We start from the raw sequence: 24090 nt of genomic DNA on the forward strand, positions 1-24090 counted from the left end.
CCGGTGGTTGTGTGTCAGTCCCGCACGCGCTTGAGCAGGTCGCTGTACGCATCGATACGTCTGTCCCTGAGGTACGGCCAGATGCGACGCACGGACTCGCTCCGATGCCGGTCGATGTCTGCCGCCAGGATAGCTTCCTGGTGCTCGTCTGCGCGGTTGAGGAATTCCCCCTGGGCGCCACAGATGAAGCTGTTGCCCCAGAAGCGGATGCCAGTGGTCTGGCCGGACGGGTCCGGTTCGATGCCCACCCGGTTGGGGGCAATCACGGGCAGGCCGTTGGCGACCGCGTGGCCCCGTTGCACGGTGATCCAGGCGTCCAATTGCCGTGCCTGTTCGTCGGCGTCATCGGTGGTGTCCCAGCCAATGGCGGTGGGGTAGATCAGCAACTCCGCGCCGGCCAGTGCCATCAGTCGGGCCGCTTCCGGATACCACTGGTCCCAGCATACCAGCACGCCCAGCCGGCCTACGGAGGTGTCAATAGGGGTAAAACCGCTGGCGCCGCTGTTAAAGGTAGCGTCCCCCGGTGTGAAGTAGAATTTTTCGTAGAAACCCGGATCGTCGGGAATGTGCATCTTGCGGTAGAGCCCGGCGATGGAGCCGTCGCTCTCCAGCACCACGGCGGTGTTGTGATAAACGCCATTCATGCGGCGTTCGAAGACTGAACCCACCAGTACAATGCCCAGCTCCCGTGCCAGCGAGGCCAGGCGGTCGGTGGTGGGACCGGGAATGGGTTCCGCCAGGTTGAAAACCGCCGTGTCTTCCTTCTGGCAGAAGTACAGGGTGGCGTGCAGTTCCTGCAGTATCACCAGTTGCGCACCTTCGGCGGCAGCCTGTCTGACCAGTCGCTCCGTGGTCTCCAGGCTGGCCGATTTATCGTCACTGCAGGCCTGCTGGATGGCGGCAACCCTGAGTGTCCGGTCTGCGCTCATAGATCCACCACGCCCTGTGGCAGTTGCATGGTGACACAGTGCAGGCTGCCGTGCTGTTCCACAAGGGGCCGACAGGCAACGGGGATGATCTCCCGGTCCGGGAACAGCGCGCGCAAGGTGGTCAGGGCGTCGTCGTCCTGGGGAACGTCATAGGTGGGTACCAGCACCGCGCCGTTGATCACCAGGAAATTGGCGTAGGTGGCGGGCAGGCGCTCGCCGTCCTCGTCCAGGACCGGGTCCGGCCAGGGTAACGGTGTCAGCCGGTAGGGCGAGCCGTCAGCCTGGTGGAACTGGCGCAACTCCTCCTCCATGGCCTTGAGGGCCGGGTAGTGTTCATCGTTGGGGTCGCCGCAACGGACATAACAGATATGGTCCGGGCTACAGAAACGGGCGAGGGTGTCGATGTGGCTGTCGGTATCGTCACCGGCCAGGTAGCCGTGGTTCAGCCAGAGCACACGTCTGGCCCCGATGGTCTCGCCCAGCAGGGCCTCAATGGCGGCACGGTCATAGTCAGGGTTGCGGGTCGGCGTCAGCAGGCATTCGCTGGTCACCATGATGGTGCCTTTGCCATCGGATTCGATGGACCCGCCTTCCAGGACGAAATCCACCGTTTCCAGTGGGGTGTCACCAAAACAGCCCCCGGTTGCCAGATGCTGGTTCAGGGCGTTGTCTTTCTCCCAGGGGAACTTGCCGCCCCAGGCATTGAAGCGGAAATCCAGCAACCGGGTCCCGTCTTCGGTCGTTACGGCAAGGGGGCCGTGGTCCCGGGCCCAGGTATCGTTGGATGGTGCGGCCACGCAGTGGGCCCTGCCTGGCAGGTTTTGTTCGCGGGCCCACTGGTTGAGCTCCTGCTCGAGCTTCTGGGCCCGGAACACATGCTCGCAACTTACCACCAGGTGCTCAAACCGGAGAACCGCCCGGGCGATGGCCAGGAAAACCGGTTCCACTTGATCCATCTGGCTGAACCAGTCAGTTCCGGGGTGGGGCCAGGTCAGCATGACGGCACTCTGGGGTGCCCATTCGGCAGGCATCACGCGTGTCGAAGTCAAAATAGCAACCATCCTGTCAGTGGTTCACGGTAGGGAACCGGCCAGTGGGTCCCGCGTCGGATTTCGCCGCATTCTACCGGTTTGGTAGCGTAGCGTCAGTTGTGTTCGAGAGTGCGTACGGCATTCAGCGGGAGTGCCTGGCGACAGTGTGGATTACGTGGTTGTATTCGAAGTAGACCACGAAGTCATCATAGTGCCACTGGGAGATGGGGGGATCACCCACGGGGCCGGAAGTGCGGACCGGATCACCAAACCGCTGACGTACCATTTTCCGTGACTGGCCGGTATCCGGCAGTGTCATGGTCTGGCGGTCGCCCTGGGACATTACCGGCACCTTGACCTCGTCAGCCTGGGCCGTGGGTACCAAACCCGTTCCCAGTGCGGTAATGGCAAGACTCGCAGCGACGGCTGCGGACATCAGCTTGTTCATTGTCAGTTCTCCTGAAACTTCTTTAATGATTGATTCGGTCCATTATGAATCGAACCAGTTCATTATTGCGATGGTTCGCCGCCCTGTCTCTGTCGAATCTGCCATGCCATGACGTGTTTCGCAATCTGCTGACGGTCACCTTCCGGTATGTCGACGAAGGAGGTATGTATGAGCTCCAGACCGGCGCCCGGAGCTGATTCCAGTGGTGTGATATCAACCACTTCGGCGGTACCCTGGGGGCGGTAGAGTTCCGGTGGCAGGGTCAGGCGGAGGGCCACCAGATCACCCCGGGACAGCTCGCCACCTTTTGCCGGAAAGCTTACACCGCCTTCACTCAGGGTAACCTCCCGCCAATCTTCCGGTTGCAACGGATTTTGGTCAAAGGCCATAATGCGCGCCAGCGTATCAACCTTACCGTTCAGCGACTTGAGCAGGGAAGCCGCCAGCCGGTCCCGCTCCGCCAGTAACGGAAGCTGGTTGCGGAATTCCTGGTCCAGGCGTTTCAGTTCCGATTTCAGGCTGTCCAGGTGGTCCTCTGCAAAGGGATTGCCGCCGGTATCGTCCGGATGAATCCGCTGGTACTCCAGACCGATCCGATCTTCGATGCGGTAAAAATCCCGGCGGTCCGGGGCGTTATGATCTGACGTCATTCGGGCTCCAGCACATTGACGGGTGACCGGGCGATTCGCAGCAGCAGGCGGTCACCAGGACCAGGAACCGAAAGGGCACCCGTATCCAGAGCAGTTTAGCAGCTTCCCGGTGGCAAGAAAGCGGGGGCACTCGATTCGATTTCCGGCAGTGACAGGCGACCTGTATGTTTCGACCTCTCTCGTTCTACATCGGTTTGCGTTATACCGCAGCCAAGCGACGAAACCACTTTATCTCCTTTATTTCCCTGACGTCGATGATCGGCCTGATGCTCGGTGTGGCCGTGCTGATCATTGTACTGTCGGTGATGAATGGTTTTGACCGGGAACTCAAGCAGAAGGTGCTGGGTATGGTGCCCCATGCCGTGGTCAAGGGGGATCCCTACCTTTCGGACTGGCAGGACGTTGACCAGAAGGTGACGGCACATCCCCGGGTCCTGGCTGCGGCCCCCTTCATTGAGGGTCAGGGCATGGTCACCGGAGGCGGCAATGTTCGTGGTGTGCTGATCAAGGGGGTCGTGCCTGAGGAGGAGGACACGGTGTCGATCATCTCCAGCCAGATGATTGAGGGGAAGCTGGAGGACCTGAAGGCCGGCGAGTTCGGCATTATCGTGGGACGCCCCCTGGCGGCCAGCCTGCGTCTGGAGGTGGGCGACAGACTAACCATTGTGCTGCCGGAAGCCTCGGTCAGCCCGGCGGGGGTGATGCCCCGGCTCAAGCGCTTTACCGTGGCCGGTATCTTCAGTACCGGGGCCGAGCTGGATGGCAACTACACCCTGGTCCACATGGAGGATGCCAGTAAGCTGATGCGGACCGGCGGTCGGGCCGAAGGCGTGCGCCTGCTGGTGGATGACCTGTTCGCCGCGCCCACCGTGGTGGAAGAAGCCGCACTGAGTCTTGGTGGTCGCTACTACATCTCCGACTGGACCCGCACCCATGGCAGTCTGTTCAGTGCGATCCAGATGGAAAAAACCATTATCGGCCTGTTGCTGATGTTCATCGTGGCGGTGGCGGCGTTCAATATCGTTTCGACCCTGGTCATGGTGGTGACCGACAAGACCGGCGATATCGCCATACTCCGCACCATGGGGGCCACCCCGGGGCGGATTATGAGGATCTTCATGATCCAGGGAGCCATTATCGGGGTCTTCGGTACGCTGGTGGGGACCACCCTGGGCATCTTCGGCGCCTGGTACATCAGTGACCTGATCAGCGGGCTTGAGAGTCTGCTTAACCACCAGTTCCTCAACGCCGACGTCTATTTCATCAGTTACCTGCCCTCCGACCTGCAGTGGCCGGATGTGGCCATCATCAGTACGGCGGGGCTGGTCATGAGTCTGCTGGCCACCATCTATCCGGCCTGGCGGGCATCACGCATTGATCCGGCGGAGGCCCTGAGGTATGAGTGAGGAGCAGTCCATGCAATCGAACCAGCGGCCCGTGATCGAGTGCCGGACCATTACCCGAACCTACCGGGAAGGTCCCGCCACGCTGACCATTTTCTCCGACATCTCATTGGTGGTCGGAGCCGGGGAAACCGTCGCCATTGTCGGTAGCAGCGGTGCCGGCAAGACCACTTTGCTGAACCTGCTTGGCGGCCTCGACAAGCCATCGTCCGGCCATATCGCCATCTGCGGGGAGGACATCCACCGCATGGGCGAGGCCCGGCGGGCGCGCTTCCGCAACCGGCACCTTGGCTTTGTCTACCAGTTCCACCATCTGCTGCCGGAGTTTTCCGCCCGCGAGAACGTGATGCTGGCCTGTACCCTGGGGGGGATGTCCATCCGGGAGGCCGGGGATCGGGCCGATGATATGCTGGCCCAGGTTGGCCTGGCGGAGCGTCTGGGCCACAAGCCTGGCGAACTGTCCGGTGGTGAACGCCAGCGGGTGGCCATTGCCCGCGCACTGGTGAACGAGCCCGAATGCGTGTTGATGGACGAACCCACTGGCAACCTGGACGAGCAGACCGCCAACAGTGTCCAGAAGCTGATCGAAAGCCTGCGGGACCGGTTGGGTATCGCCTTTGTGGTGGTGACCCATGACATGACCATTGCCCGTGGTCTGGGGCGGGTGCTCAGGCTGGAGCAGGGCAAGTTGCATCCGGCCTGATCAGCGGCAAGGGCGGATCTCAGGGATGGCGGCGACGATGGCGCCATTCCGTGCGTACCTTGCGGCGCCAGAGGAACTGGATCAGCAGGTAGCTGGCGCAGGCCAGAACCGTGGCCACGGCCATCGAGCCGATGTACAGTGGAATGCCGATTTCCACGATCCGTTCGCTGAACCAGTTCCATGAAAACTGGAACTCGAAGGTGATCACCGGGCGGTCCAGCAGCATGGCCCCCACCTTGTAGTTGAAGTAGAAGATAGGCGGCATGGTCAGGGGGTTGCTGATCCAGACCAGTGCCACCGACAGTGGCAGGTTGGCGTTGAGCCAGACGGCACCGAAGGCCGCCGCCACCATCTGGAACGGCATCGGAATAAACGCGAGGAAAATGCCGATCAGGAAGGCCCGGGCCACACAGTGGCGGTTGATATGCCACAGGTTGGGTTCATGAAGGATATCCCCCAGGAAGTGCAGCGACTCGATGGAGCGCACTTTCTCCGGTGACGGGATGTAACGTTTCATGAACTTCTTCGGCATATCGAAGAAAAGCCTGGTTGCCTGGGTGGCCCGGCATGGAGAAACCGGGTTCCGAACGCCTGGTTGATGGAATTGGGGTGGAGTCTCGTCCGGTTTGCTGAATGAGCCGGACCGGAGACCAGGAATCCCCTTCAGGATAGGGACGATCAACTCATGGGGGCAAGGATCGCCGCCTTTGCCTGCGGCGTCATCATACTGTACTCCGGGCTTTTTCCGCCACCTCGGGCGCTGTCGGTGTCGGTTTTCTGCCTGGCCCTGATGGCGACCGTTGCGCTCTGGCGGAGGCACGGCAGGGGACGTCACTATCTGGTGATGGCGATCTGCCTGATGCTGGGGCTCGCCTGGGCAGCCCTGGCCTCCCAGGGTCGCCTGGAGGACCGTCTGGCGTCCGCTCTTGAGGGCCGGGAGTTGACGGTCACCGGATACCTCTGTGACGCCCCGTCGCCGGGGGCCTGGGACAGTGTCCGCTTCAGCCTTTGCCTGACCGGCGACCGCCCCGACGGGGTGCCCCGTCGGTTGCGCCTGTCCTGGTATGGCGACGGCGCCACCCTCGCGCTTCCCAGCCCCATGACCGCCACGGTGGTGCTCAAACGTCCCCATGGCGCCATCAACCCCGGCGGTTTCCGTTACGAGACCTGGCTGTTTCGCAAGGGGTATGGCGCCACCGGCACCGTGCGTGAGGTGGGCGCTGCCCCGTCGGAATCCTGTGGCCTGCCTTGCCGGTACTATCGCTGGCGCCAGCAGGCACTGCTGGCCACCCGCGATACCCTGGATGACATGGCGCATAGCGGCCTGGCAATGTCGCTGCTGCTGGGCTATCGCGGAGATCTGGGCAACCGACACTGGCAGGTGCTCGAAGCCACCGGAACCATCCACCTGGTGGCCATATCGGGGCTGCACCTGGGTCTGGTGGCGACGCTGGCGTCCCTGGTGCTGCGCTGGCTGGCTCTGCGGTTGCCCCGCCGGGCACCCTCTCCCCGGCAACTGCGGTTGTGGCTCTGGTTGTGCGTGATCCTGGTGGCCGCTGGCTATGCCCTGCTGGCGGGTTTTACGGTTCCCACACGACGGGCGCTGGTGATGGTGGTGATCGCCGGCTGGCTGTTGCTGGTGGGACGCCTGTCCTCGCCCTGGCACGGGTGGTTGCTGGCCCTGGGGGCGGTCCTGCTGCTGGACCCGCTGGCGCCCCTGGACCAGGGGTTCTGGTTGTCGTTCTGCGCCGTGGCGGTGCTGATTCTGGTGTTCAGCCGTCGACAGGCGCAGCCTGGCGCTATCCGCGCCCTGGTGATTGCCCAGGCAGCGGTGTTTGCGGGGCTCTGGCCGGTACTGTCGGTGCTGGATCAGGGCGCCGCCTGGGCGGGCCTGGTGGCCAATATCCTGGCCATCCCCATGCTGTCCCTGATTGTGATGCCGGTGCTGTTGGCCGGTGGCCTGGTGTTGCTGGTGACCGGTGGGCAGGCGGCTGCCTGGGTTGGCATGGTGTTCGATGGTGTGCTTGGCAGCCTATGGTGGGTGCTGACGTCTCTGGCCGGGCTGGATCTGCCCCAGGGGCGGATGCCGGTGGTACTGGCTCTGGTGGTGGCCGGCACCGTGCTGGTCGCCCTGTGGGTTCCGGACCGTCGTCTGCGCTGGTGTTCGGTGCTGTTGGTGGGGGCGGTGCTGGTGGGTGCCGGGCTGCCTGCCGGAAACCGATGGCAACCGACTCCCCAGCTATGGGTCTGGGATGTGGGGCAGGGGTTGTCGGTGATGCTCCGGCACCGGGATGAGGTGCTGGTCTATGATACCGGGCCGGAATCCGCCTCGGGATACAACGCCGTATCCGAGGTGCTGATCCCTTCCTTTGAGCACATCGGTGTCCGGCACATCGCAACCCTGGTGCTCAGTCACGGCGACCAGGATCACGCCGGTGGCTTGGCCCATCTGTTCCGGCGCTATGAGCCCGGACGGATCATCTCAGGGGAAGCCGGCCGGATCGCCGACAATGTCGGGAATCGTGCCGTGGTGCCGTGCCATCGGCAGGAGCCCTTGAAGGTGGGGGCGGTGGAGGTCCATTTCTGGCAGGCGATGCCAGCGGAAATCGACGATGCCAACGATCGTTCCTGTGTCCTGGCCATTCGCCATGGCAACCAGCAGATCCTGTTGCCGGGCGATATCTCGGTGCCGACGGAGCGCAGGTTGCTGGCGGAGTGGCCCGTGGCACTCGGGGAGGGGCGTGAACTGGCCCTGCTCGCCCCGCACCACGGCAGCAAGACCTCTTCCGGGGCGGCATTCGTCCGCCGGCTGTCTCCGGAGCGGGTGATCTTCTCCGCAGGCTACCGGCACCGCTACGGCCACCCCCATCCGGATGTGGTGGCGCGTTACCAGTCCGCTGGCAGCGACCTGTTCAATACCGCGACATCCGGTGCCCTGAGGCTGGACCTGGATACTGATGGGTTGTGGGTAACACCCTGGCGGCAGGGGGCCCCGTTCTGGGTCCGTGGGCCGGAGTCCGTCACCCCGGAGTGAGGAATCCTTCCCAACCGTCGCTTTCGGGTGTGGTCTGATTCCGTGGCTATGCTAAAGTAGCGCCGCTTGTAACAGATCAGGGAGACCGTGCGTGTTTGAGCTTCTGAAAGCGGGTGGCATTCTGATGGTGCCGATTGTGTTGTGCTCCATTCTGGCGCTGGCCATTATCCTGGAGCGGTTGTGGACCCTCAGGCCCTCACGGGTGGCGCCACCGGATGTCATGTCCGAGCTGTGGCGCTGGATCAAGGCCAAGGACCTCAATGGCCGCAAGCTCAAGGCACTGCAGGCATCATCTCCCACCGGTCGGGTGCTGGCCAGCGGCCTGATGAATGCCAAGCATGGCCGGGAGGTCATGAAGGAAAGCATTGAACAGGAAGCGGCCCAGGTGATCCACGACCTGGAACGGTTCCTCAACCCCCTGGGCACCATCGCCACCATCTCGCCGTTGCTGGGTCTGCTGGGTACTGTCATCGGTATGATCAAGGTGTTTGCGAAGATGCAGGGCACCGAAGGGGCCGCCAACATCGCCACCCTGTCCGGTGGTATTTCCGAGGCGCTGGTGACCACTGCCGCTGGCCTCACTGTGGCCATCCCCGCGCTGATCGCCCACCGTTACCTGATTCGCCGTATCGAGGCGCTGGTGGTGGGTATGGAGCAGGAAGCCATCCGCCTGGTGGAGGTGGTGCATGGCGACCGCGAAATCGACGTTGAGGGAGCCTGACGGCCGTGAAATTCCAACGCCAGCGAAGCCGGGAAGTGGGGGTGGATCTTACCCCCCTGATCGATGTGGTATTCCTGCTGCTGATTTTCCTGATGGTGTCCACCACCCTGCCGGACGATAACCAGCTCAACATCCAGTTGCCCGAGGCCGACGGTGAACCGATGGCCGTGGAGGCGGAACTGATCGACCTGGTGGTGAACGCCCAGGGCCACTACATTGTTAATGGTCGCACCCTGATCAATAATCGTCGTCAGACGCTGGAGCAGGCCATTCGCGATGCGGCGGGCGACAACAGCGACCTGCCGTTCGTGATTACGGCGGATGCCCGCACGGCCCACGAGTTTGTCATCCGGGCCATGGATGTCGCCGGCAAACTGGGTTTCACCAAGATCAAGTTCACCACCGATCCCACGTCGGACGACTCCTAGTGTCACGTCTGGGATACTGAATCCGGCAAACACCTGGCAGGGCGATGAACCAAGCTGAAGCTTCCAACTGGCAGACCTACGGGCGACTGCTCAAGTACGTCAAACCCTTCTGGTTCGCCTTCTCCCTGGCGGTGGTGGGCAACGTTATCTATGCGGCTGCCTCCACCGGTATGGCGGCGGCCATGGAATTCGTCATCCAGGCCATCGAGAATCCCACCGCCGAGAATCGCATGCTGATTACGGGGATGATCGTGGGGGTGTTTGCCTTCCGGGGCGTGGGCACCTTCATGAGCCAGTATTTTATTGCCTATGTGGGCCGCCATGTGGTCAACGCGCTGCGCAAGCAACTGTTTGACCGGCTGCTGTCGTTGCCATCCAGCTACTATGATAATCATGCCTCCGGGCGGCTGGTATCCAAGCTTACCTTTAACGTCGAGCAGGTGGCGGATGCCACCACCAACGCGGTGACCATTATCCTCCGGGAGGGGCTGACCATCGTTGGCCTGTTGGGGTTCATGGTCTATACCAACTGGAAACTGACCCTCATCTTTGTCGCCCTGGGGCCGTTGATCGGGCTGGTGGTGAACTACGCCAGCAAGCGTTTCCGCAAGATCAGCCGGCGCATCCAGAGTTCCATGGGGGATATCACCCACGTATCGTCCGAATCCATTACCGGTTACCGGGTGGTGCGCACCTTTGGCGGCGAGGACTATGAACGGCAGCGCTTCGGTGATGTTGCCGACCGCACCATGCGCCAGGGGCTGAAGATGGCCTCCACCCAGGCGATCGCGACACCAGTGGTACAGGTGCTGGTGGCCCTGGCCCTTGCCGCCCTGGTATGGGTGATGCTGGCGCCGGAGATCCGGGGGAGTATGACCACCGGGCAACTGGTGGCGTTTATCACCGCCGCGGCCACCATGGCGAAGCCGATCCGACAGGTGACGTCGGTGCATAGCAAGATCCAGAAAGGGGTGGCTGCGGCCCATGATGTATTCGGCACCATGGACGAGGAGCCGGAAGAGGATGCCGGTCAGTACGCGCCGGAGCGGGTCGACGGTGCGATCCGTTTCGACAACGTCTGCTTCCGCTACCAGGACACCCTGGACGACGTCCTGCACCAGATCAGCCTGAATATCCCGGCAGGGCAGAGTGTGGCCCTGGTGGGGCGGTCCGGCAGTGGCAAGTCCACCCTGGTGAGCCTGCTGCCCCGATTCTACGAATACCACCAGGGGGAGATCCGGCTGGATGATCACCCCATCACCGACTTCAGCCTGGCGGCACTGCGGGCCCAGATTGCCCTGGTGACCCAGAACGTGGTGCTGTTCAACGACACCATTGCCGCCAACATCGCCTATGGCTCGCTACGGGAACGCTCCCGGGAGGAGATCGAGGAAGCCGCCCGCAAGGCCCACGCCCTGGAGTTTATCGAGCGCATGCCCGAGGGGCTGGACACCGTGGTGGGCGACAATGGCGTGATGCTGTCCGGAGGCCAGCGCCAGCGCCTGGCCATTGCCCGGGCCCTGCTCAAGGATGCGCCGGTGCTGATCCTGGACGAGGCCACCTCGGCCCTGGATACCGAATCCGAACGCCACATCCAGGAAGCCCTGGAGGTGGTGATGAAGGGGCGCACTACCCTGGTGATCGCCCACCGCCTGTCCACCATCGAAAAGGCGGACCGCATCCTGGTGATGGAGTCCGGTCGCATTGTCGAGGACGGTAGCCACCAGCAACTGCTGGCCGCCGATGGCGCCTATGCGCAGTTGCACCGGATGCAGTTCAGCGAAGGGTGATGGCGGACCTGACGGAGGTACTCTGGTACCGGCAGTGCCGCCCGTTGTGGCCACTGCTGCCGTTTTCCTGGCTTTACCAGCGGATTGCACGGAGCCGCCGCCAGCGTTTGCAGGCTGCAGCCCACCTCTTGCCAGTACCGGTGATCGTGGTGGGCAATATCACTGCGGGGGGCACCGGCAAATCGCCCCTGACCGCCTGGCTGGCCGGCTATCTGGCGGAACAGGGGTGGCGACCGGTAATCCTGTCGCGGGGCTATGGTTCCGATCGTCCCGCTGACTCGCCCATGGTAGTCACCCCCGACACCGACCCTGCCCGCGCCGGTGACGAACCGGTGATGCTGGCAGCCCAGACCGGTTGCCCGGTGGTGGTGCATCCCCGCCGTCTCGAGTCGGCCCGGCTGGTCCTGGAGCAGGACCTGGGTGACCTGTTGCTCTGCGATGACGGCCTTCAGCACTATTACCTGGCCCGGGACCTGGAGCTGGCGGTCTTCGATGGCGCCCGGGGTATCGGCAATGGCGCTGGCCTGCCGGTGGGGCCGTTACGGGAAATGCCGGAACGCCTTGGGGAGGTGGACTTCGTGGTGGTCAACGGCGAGGCCACCGGGCCCGTACCGGCCCATCCCGACCGCCATGCCATGACCCTTGAGCCATCCCGGGTCCGTAACCTGGCCACCGGCGAGACACAGTCCCCGGACTGGTTGCAGGGGCGGGAGTGTGCCGCCCTGGCCGGTATTGGCAATCCGCAACGATTCTTCGACCAGTTGCGGACCCTCGGCGCCACCGTGGAGGGGAGGGCGTTTGCTGATCATCATCGATATACTGGACGGGATATCGCCATGGCCGACAACCGTCCCCTGTTGATGACCGCCAAGGACGCTGTCAAGATCCGGCCATTCGCTCATGACCAGTGCTGGGTGCTGGATGTGGAGCCGACCCTGCCCCCGGGGTTTGGACCGGCGCTGGAGCAGGCACTACACCGGAAACTGACGGGGCGAGGCCTGCAACTGACTTCTTCAAGAGAGACCTGACATGGACAAGAAACTGATTGCCATGCTCGCCTGCCCGGTGTGCAAGGGAGACCTCAAGCTCGACCGGGAGCGTAATGAGCTGGTGTGCTATGCCGACGCCATGGCTTTCCCCATCCGCGAAGGCATCCCGGTGATGCTGGCCACCGAGGCCCGCACCCTGTCCACGGATGAGCGCGTCGATCGGCCGCTGGGGTAATCAGCATGTCCTTCACCGTTGTCATTCCGGCCCGGTACGCCTCCTCCCGCCTGCCAGGCAAACCCCTGGCGGACATCAACGGCGTCCCGATGATTCGCCACGTCTACCAGCAGGCCTGCCGCAGCCATGCCGGCCGGGTCCTGGTGGCCACCGACGATGAACGCATCGTGGCCGCCTGCAAGGATTTCGGCGCCGAGGTGGTCATGACGTCCCCCGACCATGCCAGTGGCACGGACAGGTTGCAGGAGGTGGCGGAAAAACTGGGGTTGCCGGACGACGCCCGGGTGGTGAATGTCCAGGGTGACGAGCCGTTGATCCCCCCGGGCCTGATTGACCAGGTGGCAAAGGCCCTGGATGACTACCCGCAGGCTGCCATCGCCACTCTGTGTGAACGCATTACCACGCCGGCGGACCTGTTCAATCCCAATGTGGTGAAGGTGGTTCGGGACCAGGACGGCTATGCCCACTATTTCAGCCGTGCTCCCATGCCGTGGCTGAGGAACCAGTGGCAGACCCTGGCCACGCCGGACAGCCTGCCGGAGGATTACCGGGCCTGGCGTCATATCGGCATCTACGGCTATCGGGTCAGCCTGCTACACCGTTTTGTCGGCTGGCCGCCCGCGCCCACCGAGACCACCGAGAGCCTGGAACAGCTTCGGGCGCTCTACCATGGCGCGAGGATTCATGTCAGCGAGGCGTCGGAGCCCCCGCCGGCGGGGGTGGACACCCCGGAAGACCTGGAGCGGGTGCGCCAGCAACTGGCGTCCGGAAAAGGAGTGTAGGAGACCCTGATGAGCAACCAGATTCGCGTATTGTTCGTGTGCCTTGGCAATATCTGTCGGTCGCCCACCGCCGAGGGCGTGTTCCGGCACCGGCTGGAACAGCAGGGCCTGTCGGATCGTGTCGAGGTGGATTCCTGTGGCACCGGTAGCTGGCACATTGGCAAGGCGCCGGATGAGCGGGCCAGGCAGGCGGCCGCCAGCCGTGGTATTGATATCGGTCACCTGAGGGCCCGCCAGTTCCACCCGGGGGACTTGGAGGGGTTCGATTACGTGCTGACCATGGACCGTCAGAACCTGGCGGACGTGCGGGATATCTGGCTGCAGCAGGGCGGTACCGAGCCTCGTCTGTTCCTCGACTTCCTGGAAGCTGGTCACGAGGACGAAGTGCCCGACCCCTATTACGGCGGCAACGATGGCTTTGAACGGGTGCTGGACCTGATTACCGAAGCCAGCGACGGCCTGCTGGCCGACATCCGGGCGCGACTGGACTGATGCGCCCCCACAACCTGATTGAAAACGCCCCGCTGCAGAACCTGAGCACCATGGCGACACCGGCCGCAGCTCGCTACCTGGTGGAAGCGACTGATACCGGGGAAGCGAAGGCCGCCCTGGCATGGGCACAGGAGGAGGGATTGCCGGTCCAGGTGGTCGGTGGTGGCAGCAACCTGATCTTCTGCGACGACTTTCCCGGACTGGTCCTGCACATGGCCCTGAAAGGCCGCCATTGGACCGCGATGCAGGGCGACTGCGCCACGCTGGTGTTGGCGGCGGGGGAGAACTGGCACCGGGCGGTCCTCTATGCGGCTGCGGCAGGCTACCGGGGCATCGAGAACCTGGCCCTGATCCCCGGTACGGCGGGTGCCGCCCCGGTCCAGAACATCGGCGCCTATGGTGTCGAGCTGTCCGATACCTTCGTCAGCCTCAGCGCCTGGGACCGGCAACTCGGGGAGGAAGTGGTGCTGACCACCGAGGATTGCCGTTTCGGCTATCGCGACAGCCTGTTCAAGCATGAACCCGAGCGCTACCTGATCCTGGAAATCCGGCTGGCCCTGAGTCGCAGCCGACCCTGGTCCCTGGGGTACGGCGAGCTTTCCCAGTGGTTCGAGGGTGAAGCGCCATCGTCACCCACGGCGGTGGCCGAAGCGGTGATGGCGGTACGTCGCCGCAAGCTGCCGGACCCGGCCCAACTGCCCAATACCGGCAGTTTTTTCAAGAACCCGGTGGTCAGCCAGGAGCAATGGGAGTCGCTGCAGCGGCAATGGCCGGAAATGGTGGCCTATCCCCTGGACGACGGCGTCAAGCTGGCCGCCGGCTGGCTGATTGACCAGTGTGGCTGGAAGGGCTACCGGAACCGGACGGTCGGGGTGCACCACCGGCAGGCCCTGGTGCTGGTGAACCATTCGTCGGGTACCGGTGCCGATGTGCTGGCCCTGGCCCGGAGGATTCGTGATGACGTGCGGGAGCGTTACGGAGTCACGCTGGAAATGGAACCGGGGGTCGTCCCTTCAGGCTGTGGACTGACACCGCCAGCCTGAAGCGGGCGTGATGCCGGGCGACAGGCTCTATCCCGGATAGCCTGTCGCCCGGCAGCGCTGTTTCAGAGTCCCCGGCGGGGGGAGGCATTGAGCAGGAACGGCAGGATGTCCTCCACGGTAACGTCCTGCTTGTCCGCATCCCGGCGGCCTTTGTACTCCAGGGTGCCGGCGGTCAGCCCCCGGTCCGAGACGACGATCCGGTGGGGCAGGCCCATCAGTTCCAGGTCCGCGAATTTTACACCCGGGCGCTCGTTGCGGTCGTCCAGCAGCACATCGAAGCCCGCCTGGCGCAGCTGCTCATAGAGCTTTTCGCCCGCTTCCTGCACCGCCGGTGACTTGTGTCCATTCAGGGTGACGATCGCCACCTCGAAGGGAGCGATGGCCTCCGGCCAGATAATGCCCCGGTCGTCGTGGTTCTGCTCGATGGCCGACGCCACGATGCGGGATACGCCGATGCCGTAGCACCCCATCTCCAGTATCGCGCTCTTGCCGTTCTCGTCCAGCACCGTGGCGCCCATGGCCTGGCTGTACTTGTTGCCCAGCTTGAAGATGTGGCCCACTTCGATGCCTCGACGAATCTCCAGCTGACCCTTGCCATCGGGGCTCGGGTCACCTTCCACCACGTTACGCAGGTCTTCCACGCGCCCCAGGGGCACGTCCCGTTCCCAGTTGACGCCGGTGAGGTGATAGCCCTCCCGGTTGGCGCCGCAGACAAAGTCCGCGAGATGCGCCGCAGCGCGGTCGACAATCACCGGTACTGGCAGCTTGACCGGGCCGATGGAGCCGGGCGGGCAACCAGTGGCCTCACGGATCTCGTCGTCGGTGGCCATGGTCAGTGGTTCGGCAATGCCCGACAGGTTCTCGGCCTTGATGTCGTTGAGGATATGGTCGCCCCGCAGGATCAGGGCCACCAGGCCTGCATCCTCGCCTTCTTCCGCCTCGGCTTTCACCAGCAGGGTTTTCACGGTTTTTTCCGTGGGCACCTTCAGGAAGTCCGAGATGGCGGCAATGGTGGTCTGGCCCGGAGTTTCCACTTCTTTAAGGTCTTCGGAAGGTTGCGGGCGGTCACCCGTAGGTGCCAGGGCCTCGGCCTTCTCGATATTGGCGGCGTAGTCGCTTTCCGTACTGAAGGCGATCTCGTCCTCGCCGGAGGAGGCCAGCACGTGGAATTCGTGGGAGGCGCTGCCACCAATGGCGCCCGAATCCGCCTCCACCGGGCGGTAGTCCAGGCCCAGGCGGTCGAAGATGGCGCAGTAGGTGCGGTGCATCACCTCGTAGGTGTCATCCAGGGAGTCGCGGTCAATGTGGAAGGAGTAGGCGTCCTTCATCAGGAATTCCCGCGCACGCATCACACCGAAACGGGGCCGCCGCTCGTCCCGGAACTTGGTCTGGATCTGGTAGAAGTTGGCCGGCAGTTCCTTGTAGCTCTTCAGCTCGTTACGGATCAGGTCCGTGATCACTTCCTCATGGGTGGGGCCGAAACAGAAGTCCCGCTCATGGCGGTCCTTCATCCGCAGCAGTTCGCCGCCATACTGTTGCCAGCGGCCGGATTCCTGCCACAGCTCCGCCGGTTGCACCGCGGGCATCAGCACCTCCTGGGCACCACTGTGGTCCATCTCTTCCCGCACGATGCGCTCCACCTTGCGCAGCACCCGCAGCCCCAGTGGCAGCCAGGTGTACAGGCCGGCGGCCAGCTTACGGATCATGCCGGCCCGCAGCATCAACTGGTGGCTGATGATCTCGGCATCGGAGGGATTTTCCTTGAGGGTGGCAATCAGATAACGGCTTGCTCGCATTATGGTTTCCGTAACGAAAAAGTGTTGTTGGTTCAGGAGTTCTGCAGGGCTCCTTGATGCTTGCCCCGTATTGTACGTGCCCTGAGGCAGAAATGAACCGGTCAGATGTTCCGGGGGGCCTGAAACTTTCCGTTGTTGTCGTTGTGGCCTACCTTTATGGATGGCCGCCAGACAAGCGGCTTTCTCCCATCCAGAGACAAGGAGGACCCATGAAACGTACAGGTTCAGCCATTTGGCAGGGCGGTTTGAAAGACGGTAAGGGCCAGCTCACAACCCAGAGTGGCGTATTGTCCGACAGTCGGTATGGCTTCCAGACCCGATTCGAGGAAGAGCCGGGCACCAACCCGGAAGAACTGATCGCCGCAGCCCATGCCGGCTGCTTCTCCATGGCCCTATCGATGATTCTGGGGGAAGCGGATCTCACGCCGGATAAAATCGACACCAAGGCCCACCTGACCCTGGACAAGACGGAGGATGGTTTTGCCATCACCAGGGTACACCTCGACGTAACCGCCAGGGTGCCGGGAGCGGACCAGGCCCAATTCGAGGAACTGGCGCAAAAGGCCAAGGTCGGCTGTCCGGTATCCAGAGTGCTGAAGGCGGAAATCACAATGGACGCCAAGTTGGAATCTTAAAGGGGATGCTTCCCCGGTTGAGGAAGTAGGTCACGGTGGCGTTTGTTGTTCCGTGGCTTTGCTTCCAGGATTACCGGGTTGGCGTGGACACGCGGCCTTGATACTTTTTTGTACGTGACACCGGGGGAAGTCCACGTCAGAGTGCCGCGTTTTGTTAACTGGTTTTCTCGATATTGGCACGACGTTCCCGCTCCCGCTCAGTCATTTGTTCCTGGCGTTCCTCAAGGGAGTTCAGTCCAAGACGCGCACGGCGTTCATTAACCGTGGCAGAATTCTCGATAGGAAACGGTGTTGGCCAACCGTTTTCATCAACATCAAACTGGGTGCCGTAGTATTGAGGCTTGCCAGATAGCGTACGCACCCGATCCTGGAGGAATGCCAACTGCCAGCCCGCTACATCCTCTCTCGCAACGGCATCTTCCAGCAGGGAGACACACTTCCCCATGAACCCGGGATCTGAAACAGAATGCTGAACGACTAGCCATGCAGCTTTGGCAGCCTCTTCCCCAACTAAAGAAATACCGGGCCAGCCTTGAGTACCAATAATCTCTTTCAGGCGGGAAGCATTGTGCTCATGCAGGGCTTTCATCCGGGGATGGTAAGACTCAGATGGCAGCTCGCCGGAATTGAAGAGTTGCTGCAACAACCGCTGGTCTTCCGTCATCATCGTGACCAGCTCATTCGCAAGATTCTGATTCATGGGCTCCTTCCCAGTTAACGTTAAGTATCATGGGTGATTCTACTACCGTAAATCTTCTTGACCGGAATCGCCTCTAGATCCAGCCCTTCCAGACACCTGACATTAACCGCCCAACCGTCGAAGGGCTCGACTCCCTCGCGTAGCTCCTGCGTCGTAGGATCGCTCGGCCGCCTAAATGGCAGGATGCCGCACACCGGACAGAAGTAGTCTTTCGCTGTTCTCGAACCCCATTGGTACAGTGCGAGATCGCTCCACGGAACCAACAAACGAAGCTTCCCCTTCGCTACCCGATGGTTCAGGGCACCTCTACGGAGGCACACAGAACAATCGCAGGAGCGCACATGATCAATGTCCGCATCCACCTCAAAGCGGATTCTTCCGCAATGGCAGGAGCCTTGGTATCTCTTCATGGCACTTAACGCAGCCGACAGCGGCCGGAGTGAAGGCGCAAGGTGCCGTAACGGAGGTCCGGCCCACGAAGTGGGCGATGCTGACCAGTTTTGTTCTGCATTTATAAGAGCCTCTGCACGCCCCACCAGAGGCCTGATACAACAAGCCCCAGCGCCCCGAACTGCAAACCAGCGATGGCTAAGTACGCTACACCAGAATTTGCGGCATTCTTAGATGTGAGCGCTAGCAACAAAGTGAGTGCTATGGGTGCCACGATGATAGCCAAGCTGATTGATGCCAACGTTCCAGGGCCAAACACCAAGATTCCCTCTAAAGTTGAACCGACGCATAACGAGGCTGTAGAAAAAGCCCCGCCCCAATTCGTGATCGCGCTCCTACGTAAAATCTAGAAGAGTTTTCAGTAACGAGTGCTCCAGATTTTAAGAATAGGACCTATTTTTAGATCATTTATTGACCAATTTTGGCTTAAGATAGGCCTTCAGCCTTTTTCTACAGCCTCAACGCTTGCAGTACGCGCGCCCATGGATTAGAGCCGAAGGCGCAATGTAAAGGGCGTCGCCGTGCCTGCACTGGTTAATGCGGGAGCCCCCGTTGATCACAAGGGATGAAGGCAAGCTCATGATTAATCACACTCCCTATAGATTTCTTTAGGTCAACATATCTTCTTTCGACGTACCCATACATTTGTTCTTCTGTTTCCCTACCGAATCCCTCCGATTTTAACCTAACGTATCTCTCGATATCAGAGGTGATGAAGATGACGTCGTTAAAATAAGTCGCCAGCAACTCACTAGGCACCCAAGATGAAAGGGACGCAACACAGTAAATATCGCTTTCTTTTCTCTCTCTGAAATAGCCTGCAAGCTCGAGGAGTGCTGTTTCGTTTCTCGCCTCAAAATCACTTCGATATGATTCGAGTTTTTCTGCATATTCTGAAAGATTATGTAAGCATGACTGAATATCATCGCGCGGCTCTTTGCTACAAGACCCAGCTAACAGATAGGTGGGAAAAAGCATGATGAACCCGACCACGAGCAGTCTTACAACTAGAGCCAAACTTTGTATCCTCCATTAACGCAAAAATAAGCGGCGCCCATGGAGCGCAGCGTAGTGGGCGTCCGGTGCAGGCCCGCAGGGCCGGAATGGACTTCCCCCAATAAATTGGACACGCCCCATCAGTTAATCCCCTCGAACTCTATCGGAGTCCGGTAACCAAGGCCACTGTGCAGCCGGTAGCTGTTATAGAAGCCTTCAATATAGTCCTTGATGTGCTTTCGTAATTGTCTCAACGTCACGAAGCTGGTGGCGTGCAGTAATTCTCCCTTCAGGGTCTTGAAGAAGGACTCCACCTCGGCATTGTCCGTACATTGCCCTGGGTGGTTCATGCTGTGCCGTACCCGATGTTGGTTCAGCAGCGCCTGGGTTTTGTGCGCCCGGTATTCGATACCACGATCGGTATGGAACAGCAGGTCCGGTGCCGGTTGCCGGCTTGTAAAAGCTTCTCGCAGCGTTGCCTTGGCAAAGTCTGCGCTCAGGTTCTCTCCCAACCGCCAGCTGATAATCCGCCGTGAGAACAGGTCCAGCACGACCGCCAGGAACACGTACTTCTTACCCAGCTTGATGTAGGTGACGTCACTGCTCCAGTGCTGGTTCACTGCCGTCGGCTTGTCAGCCTCCAGTCGATGATTAGGCAGGGCCTTCAGGTCATCCCGTCGTTTCGTCATGCGTCGATAGACGCGTGCGACACGGGCCTTCATGCCCCATTCCCGCATCAATCTGGCCACCCGGTTCTCACCCACAACGAGACCTTCACGGCGCAGCGCCTGATAGACCCTGGGGCTGCCATAGCGACCCTTGCTGTCGTTGTAGACCTTGCGGACTTTCAACAGTAACTGGGCATTCTCAGACGCTCTCTGGCTGGGCTTCCGGTTTGCCCAGGCATAGTAACCAGACCGCGAGATGTTCAGGTGGCGACACAGCGCCTTTACTCCGTGTTCCCCTCGGTGCTTCCAGACGAACCGGAATGCTTCCGTCGTTCCTCGGCCTGAAAACGTTGAAACTTTTTTAGGATGTCATTTTCCTCCTGAAGCTCCGATATCCGGCGTTTCAGGCGGGCGATCTCATCCTGTTCCTGGACCTTCTGCTTAGCGTCGGCTGGCGCTTTCTTGACCCGTTTCATGGCGAACTTTCCCTCTCGATATTCCTTGCGCCAGCGTGACAGCATGAAAGGGTGAATATCCGGCGCTTCGGCTACGCCCTTCACGCTCCGGTGGGCCTGGTGGCTCCATTCCACCGCTTTGATCTTGAACTCAGTGCTGTACTGCTGAGTTTTCTTCCCCGTGATCATCTCTGGCATCGTTCTGCTCCTCTTGCGGAGTTATCGATGCGTGTCCATTAGAGTGGGGGAAGTCCAGAACGAACTTGATTGACTGGTTATGAGATCCGTATGCCCGTACATGAGTCACAGCCCCCCATCGCTCGGCGGCGACATGCCACTACCTCCACCGGAACCAGAGCCTTTTGCCCAACCTACCTTCAAGAATCGATGCGTGAGAAGTGGCCCTACAATCGGCACCAACCACGTGAACACATGCCATCCAATCTTCTTTTTCAACGGCATCAACTCATGCTCTCCAATCTCTATAGAGAGCATAAAGGCAAAGAAATAATTCACTAGGGCGAGGATGCCAAGCACTGCCATTTGCCAACCACTCTCCATGTCCCTGGCCCCTACTCATAACAGCTAATTATACGAACGCGTTCGTATAACACCCATTCGTATAGTTCCGTTCCGAAGCTGGATTTTATCTGAAGAAAAGTCCATAAATTCATGATGTTAATTCAAGTCTCCACGGCTGCCTCAGGAGTTATACGCCCGCGCCGGGTCACTCCTGAATCTTCCAGGTGGGCGTATAACTCCACCGATCCGTGTTTTCCTTTCAACCATATCAGATGGTTACTGCCATTTCCTCGTGAGTTCGCGGAGTTATGCGAACGCGTTCGCTTAACTACGGACGACGTCGGGGCTCTGGACACGTTCGCATGCCCAGTGGATTGGCGGACATGCAAGGTGGTAATCACAGGCCCTCCAGATATTTCAGGGGCAGGGCGGTGGAATCGATCACCCGGCGCAGCACAAAGCTGGAGTGCACGCCGCTGACACCGGGGATGCGGGTGATCTGGTTCAGCAGGAAGTGATGGTAGTGGTCCATGTCAGGCACCACCACCTTGAGCATGTAGTCGGCGTCCTGGCCGGTGATCAGGTAACACTCCTGCACTTCGGGGTACTGGGCCACCTGCTGCTCGAAGGCTTCGAACCGCTCCGGCGTGTGGCGGTCCATGCCGATCAGGATGATGGCGGTCAGGGACAGGCCCAGTTTCTTGTGATCCAGCACCGTCACCCGCTGACGGATGATGCCGGCTTCCTCCAGGGCCCGGACCCGACGCAGGCAGGGGGAGGGGGACAGGCCGACGGCCTCCGCCAGTTGCTGGTTATTGAGGGTGCCATCCCGCTGCAGGGCATCGAGGATGCGGCGGTCAGTACGGTCCAGTTTATGCAGTTCCTGGTGTTTTTCCGGCATAATATTCCAAAAATGTTGGCTTAAACGACGAGGATGTTGCCCTGATTCTGGCAATGGCAGCAAAAATAGCAATAAAATTCTATGCATCCTGCGTTAATATAGTGTCATATCATTCCTGACTCTGTTTCAGACAAAAGGACACAACCATGGCTTTCGATCACAGCAAGTACATCCCCTTCCGGCCGGTTCGCAAGACCGACCGTCGCTGGCCGGACAAGGTTATTGAACGTGCGCCCACCTGGTGTGCCGTGGACCTGCGGGATGGCAACCAGGCGCTGGTGAAACCCATGACCGTGGCCCAGAAGCAACGCCTGTTCGACCTGCTGGTGAAGGTAGGCTTCAAGGAGATCGAGATCGGCTTTCCGGCAGCCAGCCAGCCGGACTTCGATTTCTGCCGCAAGCTGATCGAGGAAGACCGCATACCCGACGACGTTCGCATCCAGGTGCTGACCCAGGCCCGTCCGGAACTGATCGAGCGCACCTACCAGGCCCTGGAAGGTGCCAAGCGGGCCATCGTGCACGTGTACAACTCCACCTCCACCGTCCAGCGGGAGCAGGTATTCGGCATGGACCGGGACGGCGTCAAGCAGATTGCCGTGAACGGCGCGAAGCTGGTGAAGGAGATTGCCGGACGCTATCCGGATACCGACTGGACCTTCCAGTATTCCCCGGAGAGCTTTACTGGCACCGAGCTGGATTACGCCGCCGAGGTAGTGGACGCGGTCACCGAGGTGTGGCGCCCGGACCAGGGCCAGAAGGTGATCATCAACCTGCCCGCCACCGTGGAAATGGCTACCCCCAACGTGTTCGCCGACCAGATCGAGTGGATCTGCGACAACATCCAGCGCCGGGAGCACCTGAGTATCAGCGTGCACACCCACAATGACCGGGGCTGTGGCGTCGCCGCCGCCGAGCTGGCGGTGATGGCCGGTGCCGACCGGGTGGAAGGCACCCTGATGGGCAACGGCGAGCGCACCGGTAACATGGACCTCGTGACCATGGCCATGAACCTGTACAGCCAGGGCATCGATCCGAAGGTGGACATGTCCAACATGGCTGAAATCACCGATGTGGTGGAGGCCTGCACCGAGATCTCCACCCATCCGCGTCATCCCTACGCCGGCGAACTGGTGTTCACCGCCTTTTCCGGCAGCCACCAGGACGCGATCCGCAAGTGCCTGTCCTACCGTAAGGACGGCGACAAGTGGAACGTGGCCTACCTGCCCATTGACCCGAGGGACCTGAATCGTCGCTACGAGGAAGTGGTGCGGATCAACAGTCAGTCCGGCAAGGGCGGCGTGGCCCACGTGCTGGAGCGGGACTACAAGATCAGCCTGCCCCGGTGGCTGCAGATCGAGTTCAGCCAGTGTGTGCAGAAGGAAGCGGAAACCAACGGCGGCGAAATCGATTCCGAGACCATCCATCGCCTGTTCGAGGACCGTTACCTGGCGGTGGCCGAAGCCTGGGCCCTGTCCACCTACGACCTGCACCGGGACGAGGAAGGTGTTAACGCCACCGTGCGGTTCGGTAAGCCGACCGTGGAACTGAAGGGGCATGGTCTTGGCGCGGTTGAAGCCGTGGTGGCCGCGCTGGAAGCGAGCTATGACATCTCTCTGGCCGTTGAGGCCTATGACGAGTTCGCCCTGGGCGAGGGCACCAACGCCAATGCCATGGCCTGTATCCGTATAGTGGTGGGCGGCCAGGTCCACAGTGCCGCCGCCCTGGCCGAGGATACCACCTCCGCCACCTTGCAGGCCCTGTTGTCCGCGGTGGGTAACCACGTGGGTGCGTCGGCGGGTGTCGAGCCGGCCACGGCCTGAGGTCGGCACCAAACGCAGGAAAGCCGGCAATTGCCGGCTTTCCTTGACTCACTCCAAAGCCCGTGAGGGGCAATGGACGGAAATCATAACCTTATACCGGGGTTACGTTTTCCGCCTGGGGGCCTTTCGGTCCCTGGGTAACGGAGAACTGCACCTGCTGGCCTTCGGCCAGAGTGCGGAATCCGCTGGCGTTGATTGCACTGTAGTGAACGAAAACGTCACTGCCACCGTCCTGGGCGATGAAGCCAAAACCCTTGGACTCGTTGAACCACTTCACGTGGCCGGTTTTGATATCGGACATTGATCTTTCCTGTGTTTCCTGTACGTTGCGCCCTCACGGGACCTTTCCTGTGTGCCGGTCCATGGGGAAAGTTCCGGCACGGTATAGCCGGGAACATGGCAGTTGTACTGAGGGAAGGAGTAACCGAACGCCTGATAAAGCAGACCGCTGAAACACTTTCACTTAATA

Annotated in this window: 26 protein-coding genes; 13 read left to right on the forward strand and 13 right to left on the reverse strand. The window is 61.2% G+C overall.

Translation table 11 applies throughout. From position 1 onward, the window contains the following. Positions 1–14: 14 nt before the first annotated feature. The 4 genes from ACJO3T_RS07565 to ACJO3T_RS07580 form a co-directional block, all read right to left on the reverse strand. Positions 15–929: a carbon-nitrogen hydrolase gene (locus tag ACJO3T_RS07565; RefSeq protein WP_406978186.1), complete on the reverse strand. Its 915-nt coding sequence runs from the start codon at positions 927–929 to the stop codon at positions 15–17. Next, positions 926–1960: an agmatine deiminase family protein gene (locus ACJO3T_RS07570; RefSeq protein WP_406978229.1), complete on the reverse strand. Its 1035-nt coding sequence runs from the start codon at positions 1958–1960 to the stop codon at positions 926–928. Before ACJO3T_RS07570 ends, ACJO3T_RS07565 begins: the two co-directional genes overlap by 4 nt. A 142-nt stretch (positions 1961–2102) precedes the next feature. Next, entirely contained in the window at positions 2103–2408 is a 306-nt protein-coding gene (locus tag ACJO3T_RS07575) for a hypothetical protein (RefSeq protein ID WP_406963549.1), read from the reverse strand. 62 nt (positions 2409–2470) lie between these two features. Next, positions 2471–3058 carry a PilZ domain-containing protein gene (locus ACJO3T_RS07580; RefSeq protein WP_406963548.1) on the reverse strand — a complete coding sequence of 196 codons (588 nt, stop codon included), beginning with the start codon at positions 3056–3058 and terminating at the stop codon, positions 2471–2473. 164 nt (positions 3059–3222) lie between these two features. Here ACJO3T_RS07580 and ACJO3T_RS07585 point away from each other — a divergent pair, with 164 nt between their 5' ends. Beyond that, the gene (locus ACJO3T_RS07585; RefSeq protein WP_406963547.1) at positions 3223–4464 is read left to right on the forward strand and encodes a lipoprotein-releasing ABC transporter permease subunit; all 1242 of its coding nucleotides are present in this window, start codon (positions 3223–3225) and stop codon (positions 4462–4464) included. Between the two features lie 10 nt (positions 4465–4474). Next, complete coding sequence (locus tag ACJO3T_RS07590) at positions 4475–5164, forward strand: ABC transporter ATP-binding protein (protein ID WP_406978187.1); 690 nt, start codon at positions 4475–4477, stop codon at positions 5162–5164. A gap of 19 nt (positions 5165–5183) precedes the next feature. On the opposite strand, the gene ACJO3T_RS07595 is transcribed toward ACJO3T_RS07590, so the two are convergent. Beyond that, on the reverse strand, positions 5184–5681 hold the full coding sequence (locus ACJO3T_RS07595; RefSeq protein ID WP_406963545.1) for a DUF2062 domain-containing protein: 498 nt from the start codon (positions 5679–5681) through the stop codon (positions 5184–5186). 168 nt (positions 5682–5849) lie between these two features. Here ACJO3T_RS07595 and ACJO3T_RS07600 point away from each other — a divergent pair, with 168 nt between their 5' ends. The 9 genes from ACJO3T_RS07600 to murB all read left to right on the forward strand — a co-directional run bounded on the left by ACJO3T_RS07600 (position 5850) and on the right by murB (position 14678). Beyond that, positions 5850–8198 (forward strand): DNA internalization-related competence protein ComEC/Rec2, encoded by a 2349-nt coding sequence (locus ACJO3T_RS07600; RefSeq protein ID WP_406978188.1) that lies wholly within the window; start codon positions 5850–5852, stop codon positions 8196–8198. 91 nt (positions 8199–8289) lie between these two features. Continuing rightward, the gene (gene pocA, locus ACJO3T_RS07605; protein WP_328189342.1) at positions 8290–8919 is read left to right on the forward strand and encodes a flagellar polar localization protein PocA; all 630 of its coding nucleotides are present in this window, start codon (positions 8290–8292) and stop codon (positions 8917–8919) included. Positions 8920–8924: 5 nt separating this feature from the next. After that, entirely contained in the window at positions 8925–9347 is a 423-nt protein-coding gene (locus ACJO3T_RS07610; protein ID WP_406978189.1) for an ExbD/TolR family protein, read from the forward strand. A gap of 44 nt (positions 9348–9391) precedes the next feature. After that, positions 9392–11137 carry a lipid A export permease/ATP-binding protein MsbA gene (gene msbA / locus ACJO3T_RS07615; protein WP_406963542.1) on the forward strand — a complete coding sequence of 582 codons (1746 nt, stop codon included), beginning with the start codon at positions 9392–9394 and terminating at the stop codon, positions 11135–11137. Then, entirely contained in the window at positions 11137–12165 is a 1029-nt protein-coding gene (gene lpxK, locus ACJO3T_RS07620) for a tetraacyldisaccharide 4'-kinase (RefSeq protein WP_406978190.1), read from the forward strand. Before msbA ends, lpxK begins: the two co-directional genes overlap by 1 nt. A 1-nt stretch (position 12166) precedes the next feature. Next, a complete protein-coding gene (locus ACJO3T_RS07625; RefSeq protein WP_406963540.1) occupies positions 12167–12361 on the forward strand; it encodes a Trm112 family protein in 195 nt (64 codons plus the stop codon). A 5-nt stretch (positions 12362–12366) separates the two neighbouring features. Beyond that, positions 12367–13143: a 3-deoxy-manno-octulosonate cytidylyltransferase gene (gene kdsB / locus ACJO3T_RS07630; protein ID WP_406963539.1), complete on the forward strand. Its 777-nt coding sequence runs from the start codon at positions 12367–12369 to the stop codon at positions 13141–13143. A 9-nt stretch (positions 13144–13152) separates the two neighbouring features. After that, a complete protein-coding gene (locus ACJO3T_RS07635; RefSeq protein WP_406963538.1) occupies positions 13153–13635 on the forward strand; it encodes a low molecular weight protein-tyrosine-phosphatase in 483 nt (160 codons plus the stop codon). After that, the gene (murB, locus tag ACJO3T_RS07640; RefSeq protein ID WP_406978191.1) at positions 13635–14678 is read left to right on the forward strand and encodes a UDP-N-acetylmuramate dehydrogenase; all 1044 of its coding nucleotides are present in this window, start codon (positions 13635–13637) and stop codon (positions 14676–14678) included. The genes ACJO3T_RS07635 and murB overlap by 1 nt, the downstream gene beginning before the upstream one ends. A 62-nt stretch (positions 14679–14740) precedes the next feature. Here the strand turns inward: murB and ACJO3T_RS07645 are convergent, their stop codons facing one another. Beyond that, positions 14741–16474: a proline--tRNA ligase gene (locus ACJO3T_RS07645; protein WP_406978192.1), complete on the reverse strand. Its 1734-nt coding sequence runs from the start codon at positions 16472–16474 to the stop codon at positions 14741–14743. 209 nt (positions 16475–16683) lie between these two features. On the opposite strand from ACJO3T_RS07645, the gene ACJO3T_RS07650 reads away from it, so the two are divergent. Next, a complete protein-coding gene (locus tag ACJO3T_RS07650; RefSeq protein WP_406978193.1) occupies positions 16684–17109 on the forward strand; it encodes an OsmC family protein in 426 nt (141 codons plus the stop codon). Positions 17110–17263: 154 nt separating this feature from the next. Here ACJO3T_RS07650 and ACJO3T_RS07655 read toward each other — a convergent pair whose 3' ends face one another. The 6 genes from ACJO3T_RS07655 to ACJO3T_RS07675 form a co-directional block, all read right to left on the reverse strand. Further along, positions 17264–17809, reverse strand: coding sequence for a DUF6624 domain-containing protein (locus ACJO3T_RS07655; protein WP_406978194.1), 546 nt, complete (start codon positions 17807–17809; stop codon positions 17264–17266). Between the two features lie 20 nt (positions 17810–17829). After that, a complete protein-coding gene (locus ACJO3T_RS19665) occupies positions 17830–18219 on the reverse strand; it encodes a GFA family protein (protein ID WP_504362693.1) in 390 nt (129 codons plus the stop codon). Positions 18220–18793: 574 nt separating this feature from the next. Continuing rightward, complete coding sequence (locus tag ACJO3T_RS07660) at positions 18794–19276, reverse strand: hypothetical protein (RefSeq protein WP_406978195.1); 483 nt, start codon at positions 19274–19276, stop codon at positions 18794–18796. Between the two features lie 119 nt (positions 19277–19395). Next, positions 19396–20576, reverse strand: a protein-coding gene (locus tag ACJO3T_RS07665; RefSeq protein ID WP_406978196.1) for an IS3 family transposase whose coding sequence is annotated in 2 segments (ribosomal slippage) — positions 19396–20277 and positions 20280–20576 — 1179 coding nt in all. Because the reading frame shifts where the segments join, the coding sequence is not laid out codon by codon here. A 105-nt stretch (positions 20577–20681) separates the two neighbouring features. Continuing rightward, the gene (locus ACJO3T_RS07670) at positions 20682–20921 is read right to left on the reverse strand and encodes a hypothetical protein (protein ID WP_406978197.1); all 240 of its coding nucleotides are present in this window, start codon (positions 20919–20921) and stop codon (positions 20682–20684) included. 376 nt (positions 20922–21297) lie between these two features. Then, positions 21298–21801: an Lrp/AsnC family transcriptional regulator gene (locus ACJO3T_RS07675; protein WP_406963533.1), complete on the reverse strand. Its 504-nt coding sequence runs from the start codon at positions 21799–21801 to the stop codon at positions 21298–21300. A gap of 146 nt (positions 21802–21947) precedes the next feature. Between ACJO3T_RS07675 and leuA the strand changes: the two genes are divergently transcribed. Further along, complete coding sequence (leuA, locus tag ACJO3T_RS07680) at positions 21948–23621, forward strand: 2-isopropylmalate synthase (protein ID WP_406978198.1); 1674 nt, start codon at positions 21948–21950, stop codon at positions 23619–23621. A gap of 91 nt (positions 23622–23712) precedes the next feature. Here leuA and ACJO3T_RS07685 read toward each other — a convergent pair whose 3' ends face one another. After that, positions 23713–23922, reverse strand: coding sequence for a cold-shock protein (locus tag ACJO3T_RS07685; RefSeq protein WP_328189326.1), 210 nt, complete (start codon positions 23920–23922; stop codon positions 23713–23715). Positions 23923–24090 lie beyond the last annotated feature (168 nt).

The sequence above is a fragment of the Marinobacter shunpengi genome (assembly GCF_045449715.1).
Classification (GTDB): Bacteria; Pseudomonadota; Gammaproteobacteria; order Pseudomonadales; family Oleiphilaceae; genus Marinobacter.

Coding starts and splice junctions, on each gene's coding strand:
- ACJO3T_RS07565 (WP_406978186.1), bottom strand. CDS start 929: ATGAGCGCAGACCGGACACTCAGGGTTGCCGCCATCCAGCAGGCCTGC.
- ACJO3T_RS07570 (WP_406978229.1), bottom strand. CDS start 1,960: ATGCCTGCCGAATGGGCACCCCAGAGTGCCGTCATGCTGACCTGGCCC.
- ACJO3T_RS07575 (WP_406963549.1), bottom strand. CDS start 2,408: ATGAACAAGCTGATGTCCGCAGCCGTCGCTGCGAGTCTTGCCATTACC.
- ACJO3T_RS07580 (WP_406963548.1), bottom strand. CDS start 3,058: ATGACGTCAGATCATAACGCCCCGGACCGCCGGGATTTTTACCGCATC.
- ACJO3T_RS07585 (WP_406963547.1), top strand. CDS start 3,223: ATGTTTCGACCTCTCTCGTTCTACATCGGTTTGCGTTATACCGCAGCC.
- ACJO3T_RS07590 (WP_406978187.1), top strand. CDS start 4,475: ATGCAATCGAACCAGCGGCCCGTGATCGAGTGCCGGACCATTACCCGA.
- ACJO3T_RS07595 (WP_406963545.1), bottom strand. CDS start 5,681: ATGAAACGTTACATCCCGTCACCGGAGAAAGTGCGCTCCATCGAGTCG.
- ACJO3T_RS07600 (WP_406978188.1), top strand. CDS start 5,850: ATGGGGGCAAGGATCGCCGCCTTTGCCTGCGGCGTCATCATACTGTAC.
- msbA (WP_406963542.1), top strand. CDS start 9,392: ATGAACCAAGCTGAAGCTTCCAACTGGCAGACCTACGGGCGACTGCTC.
- lpxK (WP_406978190.1), top strand. CDS start 11,137: ATGGCGGACCTGACGGAGGTACTCTGGTACCGGCAGTGCCGCCCGTTG.
- ACJO3T_RS07625 (WP_406963540.1), top strand. CDS start 12,167: ATGGACAAGAAACTGATTGCCATGCTCGCCTGCCCGGTGTGCAAGGGA.
- kdsB (WP_406963539.1), top strand. CDS start 12,367: ATGTCCTTCACCGTTGTCATTCCGGCCCGGTACGCCTCCTCCCGCCTG.
- ACJO3T_RS07635 (WP_406963538.1), top strand. CDS start 13,153: ATGAGCAACCAGATTCGCGTATTGTTCGTGTGCCTTGGCAATATCTGT.
- murB (WP_406978191.1), top strand. CDS start 13,635: ATGCGCCCCCACAACCTGATTGAAAACGCCCCGCTGCAGAACCTGAGC.
- ACJO3T_RS07645 (WP_406978192.1), bottom strand. CDS start 16,474: ATGCGAGCAAGCCGTTATCTGATTGCCACCCTCAAGGAAAATCCCTCC.
- ACJO3T_RS07650 (WP_406978193.1), top strand. CDS start 16,684: ATGAAACGTACAGGTTCAGCCATTTGGCAGGGCGGTTTGAAAGACGGT.
- ACJO3T_RS07655 (WP_406978194.1), bottom strand. CDS start 17,809: ATGAATCAGAATCTTGCGAATGAGCTGGTCACGATGATGACGGAAGAC.
- ACJO3T_RS19665 (WP_504362693.1), bottom strand. CDS start 18,219: ATGAAGAGATACCAAGGCTCCTGCCATTGCGGAAGAATCCGCTTTGAG.
- ACJO3T_RS07670 (WP_406978197.1), bottom strand. CDS start 20,921: ATGGCAGTGCTTGGCATCCTCGCCCTAGTGAATTATTTCTTTGCCTTT.
- ACJO3T_RS07675 (WP_406963533.1), bottom strand. CDS start 21,801: ATGCCGGAAAAACACCAGGAACTGCATAAACTGGACCGTACTGACCGC.
- leuA (WP_406978198.1), top strand. CDS start 21,948: ATGGCTTTCGATCACAGCAAGTACATCCCCTTCCGGCCGGTTCGCAAG.
- ACJO3T_RS07685 (WP_328189326.1), bottom strand. CDS start 23,922: ATGTCCGATATCAAAACCGGCCACGTGAAGTGGTTCAACGAGTCCAAG.